The 9,876-nt window shown below is 38.0% G+C and carries 12 protein-coding genes; all 12 read left to right on the top strand.

The window, feature by feature from the left end; genetic code table 11:
* On the top strand, positions 1-234 hold a 234-nt coding region (locus FHS60_RS10215), incomplete at its 5' end, for a transposase (protein WP_183698167.1).
* Between the two features lie 570 nt (positions 235-804).
* Complete coding sequence (locus FHS60_RS10210) at positions 805-1,098, top strand: hypothetical protein (RefSeq protein ID WP_183698165.1); 294 nt, start codon at positions 805-807, stop codon at positions 1,096-1,098.
* 27 nt (positions 1,099-1,125) lie between these two features.
* Positions 1,126-1,437: a cell division protein ZapA gene (locus tag FHS60_RS10205; protein WP_183698163.1), complete on the top strand. Its 312-nt coding sequence runs from the start codon at positions 1,126-1,128 to the stop codon at positions 1,435-1,437.
* Between the two features lie 102 nt (positions 1,438-1,539).
* The gene (gene rny / locus FHS60_RS10200) at positions 1,540-3,069 is read left to right on the top strand and encodes a ribonuclease Y (protein WP_183698161.1); all 1,530 of its coding nucleotides are present in this window, start codon (positions 1,540-1,542) and stop codon (positions 3,067-3,069) included.
* 153 nt (positions 3,070-3,222) lie between these two features.
* Positions 3,223-4,704: a capsule assembly Wzi family protein gene (locus FHS60_RS10195; RefSeq protein ID WP_183698159.1), complete on the top strand. Its 1,482-nt coding sequence runs from the start codon at positions 3,223-3,225 to the stop codon at positions 4,702-4,704.
* The gene (locus FHS60_RS10190) at positions 4,704-5,153 is read left to right on the top strand and encodes a lipocalin-like domain-containing protein (RefSeq protein ID WP_183698157.1); all 450 of its coding nucleotides are present in this window, start codon (positions 4,704-4,706) and stop codon (positions 5,151-5,153) included. Before FHS60_RS10195 ends, FHS60_RS10190 begins: the two co-directional genes overlap by 1 nt.
* Before the next feature lie 73 nt (positions 5,154-5,226).
* Positions 5,227-6,879, top strand: a complete 1,653-nt coding sequence (locus FHS60_RS10185; RefSeq protein WP_183698155.1) for a diphosphate--fructose-6-phosphate 1-phosphotransferase — start codon at positions 5,227-5,229, stop codon at positions 6,877-6,879.
* 66 nt (positions 6,880-6,945) lie between these two features.
* The gene (locus tag FHS60_RS10180) at positions 6,946-7,791 is read left to right on the top strand and encodes a glycoside hydrolase family 25 protein (protein WP_183698153.1); all 846 of its coding nucleotides are present in this window, start codon (positions 6,946-6,948) and stop codon (positions 7,789-7,791) included.
* A gap of 64 nt (positions 7,792-7,855) precedes the next feature.
* The gene (locus FHS60_RS10175) at positions 7,856-8,167 is read left to right on the top strand and encodes a T9SS type A sorting domain-containing protein (RefSeq protein ID WP_040597172.1); all 312 of its coding nucleotides are present in this window, start codon (positions 7,856-7,858) and stop codon (positions 8,165-8,167) included.
* A gap of 70 nt (positions 8,168-8,237) precedes the next feature.
* Entirely contained in the window at positions 8,238-8,768 is a 531-nt protein-coding gene (locus FHS60_RS10170; RefSeq protein ID WP_183698151.1) for an RNA polymerase sigma factor, read from the top strand.
* Between the two features lie 52 nt (positions 8,769-8,820).
* Positions 8,821-9,195, top strand: a complete 375-nt coding sequence (locus FHS60_RS10165) for a hypothetical protein (protein ID WP_009346435.1) — start codon at positions 8,821-8,823, stop codon at positions 9,193-9,195.
* Between the two features lie 43 nt (positions 9,196-9,238).
* A complete protein-coding gene (locus FHS60_RS10160; protein WP_183698149.1) occupies positions 9,239-9,682 on the top strand; it encodes a hypothetical protein in 444 nt (147 codons plus the stop codon).
* The last annotated feature ends 194 nt before the right edge of the window (positions 9,683-9,876 follow it).

The raw sequence follows: 9,876 nt of genomic DNA, 5'->3' as shown, positions 1-9,876 counted from the left end.
GAAAGAGCGAAAGAAACTAAACTAACTCCTTTCATAAAAGTTGCCAATACAATAAAGGCTAAACGTAGTGGAATTTTGGCGTGGTACGATGCACCAGTTACTAATGCAATGCTGGAGGGAATCAATAATAAAATCAAGGTGATGAAAAGGAGAGCATATGGATATAGAGATGAACAGTATTTTAAGCTACTTTTAATGGGGCTTAAGGATAATACCAACGCAATTCGGGGATGAACCAAGAATAATACCAACACAATTCGGGGATGAATCATTTACCTTATAGTATTTCCAACTCCTTGACGAAAAATGTAAAAACACTTTTCTAATAGCATTTCGAAATAACCTCTTTCAACTCTGTAGTAATCAAGCTATATTTCCCCCATTCTAAAGGCCATAGAATAGGAACTTTTTTACAATTAGACCTTTTATCTCTAAAATGATTGGAATGTAAATATCAAAATTACACACTATTTTTTAGACACTATTACGAACACATTTTTTCTCCTCAAAAGTACAGGAGGAAGAGAAACTTTTGGAAAAATAAGAAAACACACGCTTTTGGAAAAGCAATCACGCTCACACTATAAAGCAACAACTAAACAGCTATAAAAACTATCTCCCAATGGTATATGACTCATAAACAAGAAAGTCCTTGAAAGTCTTTCCGACTTTTAGACGAAGAAATATATGAAGATTTAATACTTCTAAATTATTGCAAATCTCATATTTAGTGGTTATCTTTGCCTACGAAACTCTAATTCAAGAGTTCCACCGTATAGGCATAAGCTGAATAAAATCGCAACAATGACCCTAGAAGAGGAAATCGCAATTAAAGAATTTAAATCACGCATCCGTCATTTGCTCATAGAATTTAAGCAATTGAAGGAGGAAAGTATGCACTTACAGGAAGAGGTCAAGCAACTCAAAGATTCACTCGAAATAGCGACTGCCGCACAAAAGAAATTACAAGATAATTACGAAACTTTAAAAACGGCAAGAATTATCAATATAAGCAACGAGGATTTAGTTCAATCTAAGAGACGCATTGACAAACTAGTGCATAAAGTAGACAAATGCATTGCAATGCTAAACATATAACCCCGTAAAAGGTTTGCTTATAAATAAATGAATGAAGTAAGTAATAAGTTAACTATTAGGATACTTATTGGACGCCAAGAACACGAAATAAACGTAAGACGCCAAGACGAAGAAGTATTCCGAAAAGCTGCAAAGATAATTACTGAACAATTAGGTCGTTATGAACAAAAGTTCAGGGGGCAGAGTTATGAAACATACCTCTCCATAACCTTGCTCGACTTTGTAGTTCACTCTATTAGGCATCAAAAAGATATGGATTTTGTTTTGGATGGCCTAAAAGATATCTCAAAAGAAATTGATGAAGAACTAGGTAATATAACAGAAAAGAAACATCTCTAAAGCTATACTAATCTCCATATAATAGAGATAAAAATTAGCAATGTTTCAATGTGGATAGCAGAAAATAAAACAAAAGAATAATACTAAATATCAAAACTTTTTATGAACATTATCATACCATTGGTAGGCCTACTCATAGGTGTCTCTGTCGGATACGGATTGTTCCGGTATGTGATAAACGGAATGTACAAGGCACGTTTAGAGGAAGCTGAACACGAAGCAGAAGTAGTGAAGGAAAAGAAACTACTTGAAGTGAAAGAAAAGTTCTTAAATAAAAAGTCTGAACTCGAAAAGGAGGTGCAGCAGCGCAACTCTAAAATTCAACAAGTAGAGAACAAACTAAAACAAAGAGAACTCGGACTCAACCAGCGTCAAGAAGAAATCAATCGCAAGAAAAAAGAGCTGGATGACTCAAAAGAAAAACTAGAAAACCAACAGAAAGCTTTGGCCAATCGTGAAATCGAGCTTGACCGCATGCATAAGCAAGAACAGCTAAAACTGGAAGAGCTGAGTGGCCTGAGTGCTGAAGAAGCAAAAGCACGTCTTGTGGAGTCTTTGAAAGACGAAGCTCGCACAAATGCGCAGCAATACATAAATGACATCATGGACGATGCCAAGCTGACTGCAAATAAAGAGGCTAAAAGAATTGTCATTCAGACAATTCAACGTGTAGCTACAGAAACAGCCATTGAAAATAGCGTTACAGTATTCCATATTGATAACGATGAAGTAAAAGGTCGAATCATTGGCCGTGAAGGTCGCAATATCAGAGCCTTAGAAGCTGCTACAGGCGTTGAAATTGTAGTTGATGATACACCTGAAGCTATTGTAATTAGTGCTTTCGATCCTGTTCGTCGAGAAGTATGTCGCTTGGCTCTACACCAACTTATTTCTGATGGACGTATCCACCCAGCACGCATTGAAGAAGTTGTAGTAAAAGTAAAGAAACAAGTAGAAGAGGAAGTCATAGAAACAGGTAAACGTACAGCTATTGATTTGGGGATCCATGGCCTTCATCCCGAGCTTATACGTATTATTGGTAAGATGAAATACAGATCTTCCTATGGTCAGAACTTGTTACAGCATGCCCGCGAAACTGCAAACCTATGTGCAGTTATGGCAAGCGAACTGGGCCTCAATCCTAAGAAGGCTAAACGAGCTGGCCTATTACACGATATAGGCAAGGTGCCTGATGAAGAAAGCGAACTCCCCCACGCGTTGTATGGCGCAAAACTTGCAGAAAAGTTTAAGGAGAAACCCGAAATTGTAAACGCTATAGGAGCACACCACGATGAGATGGAAATGTCCACACTCTTAGCCCCTATTGTTCAGGTATGCGATGCTATCAGTGGAGCTCGTCCTGGAGCACGCCGCGAAATCGTTGAAGCTTACATCAAGCGTCTTAACGACTTGGAAAATATTGCAATGAGCTATCCTGGCGTTACCAAAACTTACGCGATACAAGCTGGTCGTGAATTGCGAGTTATCGTTGGGGCCGACAAGATTGATGACAAACAAACAGAAGAGCTCAGCGGTGAAATAGCAAAGAAGATTCAAGACGAAATGACTTATCCAGGTCAAGTAAAGATTACTGTAATCCGCGAAACTCGTTCAGTAAGCTATGCGAAATAATATATAAATATTACATTCTTTCTGCGCCCAATCGACCTATTTCCAATAAATGGCCCTTGGGCGCAGGTTGCTTAAAGTAAAACTCGAAAAACCGCAATAATAAGCTGGAATACATGTAATCTACCATCTTACTTCAATTACCCTAAACAATACATGAGAAAAATCAAAACGATATTTCTAGCTCTTTGTCTTTCAATAATGGCATCAGCGCAAACGGCTCTATCAGATGCCATTGATGATGCACGCTTTAGCGTTGAAGCTGGAACGACGATAAATAATGGAGCAACACCGCTATGGCTTGCAGCTAATAAGTATGGAGCTGTCGGTATTCAAAATAATAATGCGTGGCTCCGAGCTGCCATTTTTCGTCCTGCAGAAGCAGATTCGAACTATAATTGGAGAATTGGATATGGATTTGACCTTATCGGAGGAACGCAACTCACAAGAAAATGGAGTGGTTGGATACAGCAAGCTTTCATTGACATAGAACTGAAAAAAGTTAGATTATCTATAGGAGCCAAAGAACGTCGAATGGAATTGAAAGATCAAGAACTCAGTTCTGGCTCTCAGACTTTTGGTATAAACGCGCGTCCCATACCGCAAGTAAGAATAGAAATACCCGGCTACATTCTTTTTAGTCGCAACCTACCTTGGCTCTCCATTAAGGGACATTTTGGTTATGGAATGATGATGGACGGATCATGGCAAAAGTATTACCTAAAGAATGATCAACATTATACACTACAAGCTTTACTCCATACTAAAGCACTCTACCTAAAGCTCGGTAATGAACAGCATTTCCCCCTAAGTTTTGAAACAGGCCTAGAAATGGCGACCATTTTTGGAGGAAAAGTCAAAAATGCCATGAATATTGAAGGCTATAATTTCACGATGTCGCATAATCTAAAATCTTTTCTTAAAGCTATTTATTCTGGAGGAAGCGACCCTACAGACGACAAATATGCTAACGCAGAGGGAAACACCTTGGGAAGTTTTCTTTTCTCTCTTCGCTATCAAGCACCCTCCTGGTATATACGAGGCTACATGGATCATTTCTTTGAAGATCATTCCCAACTTTTCGTTCAATATGGATGGAAGGATTATCTATTGGGAATTGAGGTAGGATTACCTAAAAATAGAATAATTAGCAAAGTCGTATATGAATATATAAAAACTGACTACCAATCAGGACCTGTATATCACGATCATACAGCATCAATTCCAGATCAAATAAGTGGTATGGATAACTATTACAACCATGTGATTTATCAGGGCTGGCAAAACTTTGGTCAAGCCATTGGTAACCCTCTTTTCATATCCCCTTTATATAACAATAGTAGAGAACTATATTTCACTGGAAATAGATTTCGTGCTCATCACTTAGGAATTACAAGTAATCCTATCAAAAAGCTACATCTCCGTGTCCTATACACTCATGAGAAAAATTGGGGAACATATAATTTACCATACTTGCATGGTAGTAAGAATCTGAATAGTTTCTTACTAGAAGGATCTTATAAGTTTGATAAAGAACCGCTCAAAGAATTCTGCATAACAGCAGCTTTAGGCCTAGACTGTGGCACACAAATTGGTAAAAACAGAGGATTTCAACTTAAATTATCAAAGATTTTCTGATGAAAAGATACATATATATAATAGTCATACTAGCAGGATTACTAATAGCCGGAAGTTGTGACAAACTTCCTATGAATAGTAGATTGGATGGAATGTGGCAACTGAAAACTATCATAAAGAATTCGCAAGAGAAAGACCGACAAGATGCGGGTATATGCTGGAGTTTCCAATTGAAGCTCTGCCAAATTACATATATGAAAGGACTCTTTGATGGAGCCTCAAATATAGCTAATGCAAGATTCTTTAAAAAAAATGATTCCCTTTTTATTTCTGATATCCATCTAAACTTTCGAAATCGAGACTCTCTCATTGCTGCACCAACATCAACTATTTTTGAAGAAGCAGGTATTACTGGCCCCCAAGAAGGTTTTAAAATTATAACGCTAAACAAGAAAACTATGCTTTTAGAAAATGGCAACAAGAAACTGCTCTTTAGAAAACTAGAATAAGAATGTTTGGCAGTTCTTACGCGTTATATTAACTTTGCATCAGTTGAAAGAAATTACATATAAACAAATTAAAATGAATATTAGTGCTTTACAAAAAGCTAGAGCTGCTTATCAGCCTAAGCTTCCTCAAGGTCTGCGCGGCAATGTAGAAATCAAAGAAGGTGAGCCAACCCAAAGTGTTGACAACCAGGAAGAAATTAAGGAACTCTTCCCCAATACTTATGGCATGCCTCTTGTGGAGTTTATTCCGACAGATACGAAGAAAGAATATGCACCGATAAATATTGGCGTTATCCTTTCAGGAGGCCAGGCACCTGGCGGACACAATGTGATTTGTGGTCTGTTTGATGAATTGAAAAAACAAAAGCCAAATAACAAACTTTATGGTTTTTTGATGGGCCCTGGTGGCTTAGTTGACCATCAGTATCTTGAAATCACAAGCGAAGTAGTAGAAGAATACCGCAATACAGGTGGATTCGATATGATTGGATCTGGCCGTACCAAGTTGGAGACTGAAGATCAATTTGAAAGTGGTCTAAAAATCATCAACGAACTTGATATTAAGGCAGTTGTAATTATCGGAGGTGATGATTCAAATACAAATGCTTGCATGCTCGCGGAATACTATGCAGCAAAGAACACGGGCGTTTCTGTGATTGGTTGCCCCAAAACTATTGATGGTGACTTAAAGAACGAGCAGATTGAAACTAGCTTCGGCTTTGACACAGCCTGCAAAACTTATAGCGAACTCATCGGTAATATCCAACGTGATGCTAACTCAGCTCGCAAATACTGGCACTTCATTAAATTGATGGGACGCAGTGCAAGCCATATTGCCTTGGAATGTGCACTTCAAACTCATGCCAATATAACGATTATAAGCGAAGAGGTAGAAGCTAAGAACCAAACGCTGGATGATATCGTATCTTACATTGCTAACATCGTAGCAAAACGTGCTGCTGATGGCAACAATTTTGGTACAGTTCTTATCCCTGAAGGACTTATCGAATTCGTTCCTGCTATCAAGCGACTTATTGCAGAGCTCAACGACTTGCTCTCCACTGAAAAGGCACAAACTGAAACTGCGAACTTGAGCAACGAAGATACTTTTGCTTGGGTCAAGAAGAACATTTCTGCAGAAAATCTCAAAACACTCGAAAATCTTCCTGAAGCTGTTGCCATGCAGTTAGCATTGGAACGCGACCCGCATGGCAATGTTCAGGTATCTCTTATCGAAACAGAGAAGCTGTTGAGCGAAATGGTTGGTAAGAAGCTTGCCGCTTGGAAAACAGAAGGTAAATTTGCTGGTAAATTTGCAGCACAACACCACTTCTTTGGCTACGAAGGTCGCTGTGCTGCACCTTCCAACTACGATGCCGACTATTGCTATGCCTTAGGAACTAGTGCTGCACAGCTCGTTGCTAATGGCAAGACAGGTTATATGGCCATCGTCAAGAATACGACAGCTCCAGCTGCAGAATGGATTGCTGGCGGTGTACCCATCACGATGATGATGAATATGGAACGCCGCAATGGTAAGATGAAGCCAGTAATCCGCAAAGCTCTTGTATGTCTTGATGGTGCGCCTTTCAAAACTTTTGTAGCAAATCGTGACGATTGGGCAGTAAATACTCACTACTTCTATCCTGGTCCTATCCAGTATTGGGGGCCGACAGAAGTTTGCGATCCTTGTACTAAGACTTTAGCACTTGAACAGAGTAAATAATAAAAACTTCTAGCTTTAAAGAGACGAGGCCGTCTTAACGAGCCTCGCCTCTTTTCTTTTCGTTTAATGCCTAAAAAAGCAAAAAATAAGAGAGGCCGTCGCACCAAAAAGAAAAGTTGGTGGGCAAAATTACAGATTAGCAAGAAAGGAAAAATATTCTTAAGCATCGGCTGCCTAGGAATACTTTTAATCTATGGCTATTTCTTCTACAATTTTGCTGTATCACCTTTCACTCTCAAATGGAAAGCACTTTACGGCAATATAAACGGTCCAGAAGGCTATTCTATTAGGGGGATAGATATTTCACATCATCAAGGGAAGATTGATTGGGAAAAGCTAAGTAAAGCAACTATCAATGAAGAAACTGTAGATTTCGTCTTCATCAAAGCAACAGAAGGAACGAGCCTACTTGATGAGAATTTTAATGATAATTTTTATCAAGCACGCGAATATGGCTTTTTAAGAGGTGCCTATCATTTCTTCTCTCCAGGAATATCTGCCAAGCAGCAAGCTGAATACTTCTTGAAACAAGTACACTTAGAAGAAGGAGATCTCCCTCCCGTTCTAGATATAGAAACTCTTGGAAATCTCAGCACTGAGGAGATAAGGAAAGCTGCTAAAACTTGGCTCGAAATTGTCGAAAAAAAATATAAGACAAAACCTATTATCTATACCTATTACAAATTTAAAGAGCAACACCTCAATACACCAGAGTTCAACAAATATCCTTATTGGATTGCCCACTACTATGTAGAAAAACTCACCTATAAAGGTGAGTGGAAATTTTGGCAATACACAGACGTAGGTAGACTAGATGGTATCAGGGAGAAAGTAGATTTTAATATTTACAATGGCTCAATGTATGAATTGAAGCAATTCACCATACAGGGAGATAAAACAATAGAAGAGTAATTCCTAGTAAAAAATTTGCATATAAGAACAGAAGTTTTTATTTTTGCGAAAAATAGACTCGTGTATGAATAAAAAACTACTCACAATAATACTCTCTCTTTTCTTCATAATACCTCTGACAGTGAATGCAAACTCTTTCTTTGTAAGTACGACAGAGACTTTCATGGGGAACAATGAGCCCTCAATAACTCTTAATGGAACAAATCTCAGGATTCTAAATGGAGCAGGCTTAACAATGGAGATATTTAATATTACAGGTATAAAGGTAGCTACCTTTAAGATTGATTCCAATGACAAAATGTTTAATCTAAATCTTAATAGGGGCTGCTATATAGTTAAGATAGGTAAGATCAGTAGAAAGATCTCTATTTTGTAGATACAGATTATTGTTCTATTTAGAACGTGAGAACCTGCTTGTCAGGTTCTCTTTTTATTTCTTCCGCACTTTGGACACTATCATCGAAAGACTAAAGTCATCAGAAACTCGGCAGGCTGCGTTTCAAGAAATTGTCGGTCAATTCTCTAAGCCTCTCTACCAGCATATACGACGCTACGTTCTCTATCACGAAGATGCTGACGATATTCTTCAAAACACCTTCATGAAGGCTTGGATAGGCCTAGATACGTTTCGTGGAGAATCAAAAATATCTACATGGCTCTTCCGAATAGCTGTCAATGAATCACTAAGTTTTCTTGCTCGGCAAAAAGAAAATATTTCACTCTCTAACGAAGAAAATGATGTTGCCAACTGCTTGATGAGTGACCCTTATTTTGATGGTGACGAAACCGAAGCTCTACTTCAAAAAGCTATTTCTCTCCTACCAGAGAAACAGCGCATTATTTTCAATATGAAATACTTCGAGGAAATGAAATATGAAGAAATGAGTTCAATATTAAACACTAGTGTTGGAGCTCTCAAGGCATCCTATCATATTGCAGTACAGAAAATTCAAACATTTTTCAAAAATCTTAAGTAGCATTATTAAACCTTTTGGAGCTAAATCTATCATAAATACAAAAACAAGAATCATGACGGATATACCCCAACAGCATAGAAAGAATCCTTTTCTAACTCCTGACAACTACTTTGAAGATTTCAATACTCGAATAGCACAATTTATCGAGTCTACTAATCAAACGCAAAACCAGATAGTACTCAACAAGAGCTCCAAGAAGAAACTATCGATTAAACTCTTTTTCAATTACGCAACCTGCGCAGCAGCCTCTTTGGCTATCTTCTTTAGTATTACACATATTTCCAGTACCAAATTTAGCAGAAATGAGCTAGCAGTAGAAGAAAGCATTATGACAGAGCATAATAATCTTCATCTAGCAAATGCTGATAAGGCCTACGATTATATGATGTTGAACGATTTGAAAATTTATGATTATGAAAATGATTAGAAACTATATTGCGTTTTTTACCTTAATACTACTCTCTGCTAGCATGTCTATAAGCGCTTGTAGTCAAGCTCCTAAGCATCCCGTAGAAGATCATTCTCAAACCAAAGCAGCAGGCCACCATAAAGACTTCAATCCAGAAGTTTTCAAGAAAAAGTTTGAAACCTATATTACTAAAGAAGCAGCACTCACCCCACAAGAAGCAGCCATAGTGCTTCCGCTTTTCCACGAGATGAAGACACAACAGCGCAACATACAAGGAATAATACATCGTGCCTGCAAAAGAGCCAACGAGCCCTCCCTCTCAGAAAAAGATGCTGCAATCATATTCAAAGAAGTCATCAGACTTCAAAAGCAATCTAATAATCTAGAAAATGCCTATTACGAGCGAATGGCAAAAGTTGTCAGCAAACAAAAAGTTCTCCATATCATGAAAGCCGAACACCAATTTAGTCGGTATATTTTCCGAAAAATGGCAGCTCAAAAGTAACTATATAGCGACATTGCAGAGAGGCACATTAGCACAGAAAGAATTTACTGGACATCTAAATAAGGTTCATCCCCGAATTGCGTTGGTATTATTTTTTTCTTATAAAATAAAAGCTGTCTATTCATTATCTTTGTGGTTACCCAACCTCATTAGAAATGAACGACAGCTTATTATATCAGGCATATGGTGTTAAG

Source organism: Alloprevotella rava (assembly GCF_014195585.1).
In the GTDB taxonomy this organism is placed as follows: domain Bacteria; phylum Bacteroidota; class Bacteroidia; order Bacteroidales; family Bacteroidaceae; genus Alloprevotella; species Alloprevotella rava.
Note: the sequence above shows the minus strand (reverse complement) of the source record. Positions and strands in the feature narration are given on the sequence as shown.

Bases quoted from the DNA above. Each gene is read 5' to 3' on its own strand.
- FHS60_RS10210 (WP_183698165.1), top strand. From the start codon at position 805: ATGACCCTAGAAGAGGAAATCGCAATTAAAGAATTTAAATCACGCATC.
- FHS60_RS10165 (WP_009346435.1), top strand. From the start codon at position 8,821: ATGACGGATATACCCCAACAGCATAGAAAGAATCCTTTTCTAACTCCT.
- FHS60_RS10205 (WP_183698163.1), top strand. From the start codon at position 1,126: ATGAATGAAGTAAGTAATAAGTTAACTATTAGGATACTTATTGGACGC.
- FHS60_RS10175 (WP_040597172.1), top strand. From the start codon at position 7,856: ATGAATAAAAAACTACTCACAATAATACTCTCTCTTTTCTTCATAATA.
- FHS60_RS10180 (WP_183698153.1), top strand. From the start codon at position 6,946: ATGCCTAAAAAAGCAAAAAATAAGAGAGGCCGTCGCACCAAAAAGAAA.
- FHS60_RS10185 (WP_183698155.1), top strand. From the start codon at position 5,227: ATGAATATTAGTGCTTTACAAAAAGCTAGAGCTGCTTATCAGCCTAAG.
- FHS60_RS10195 (WP_183698159.1), top strand. From the start codon at position 3,223: ATGAGAAAAATCAAAACGATATTTCTAGCTCTTTGTCTTTCAATAATG.
- FHS60_RS10160 (WP_183698149.1), top strand. From the start codon at position 9,239: ATGTCTATAAGCGCTTGTAGTCAAGCTCCTAAGCATCCCGTAGAAGAT.
- FHS60_RS10190 (WP_183698157.1), top strand. From the start codon at position 4,704: ATGAAAAGATACATATATATAATAGTCATACTAGCAGGATTACTAATA.
- rny (WP_183698161.1), top strand. From the start codon at position 1,540: ATGAACATTATCATACCATTGGTAGGCCTACTCATAGGTGTCTCTGTC.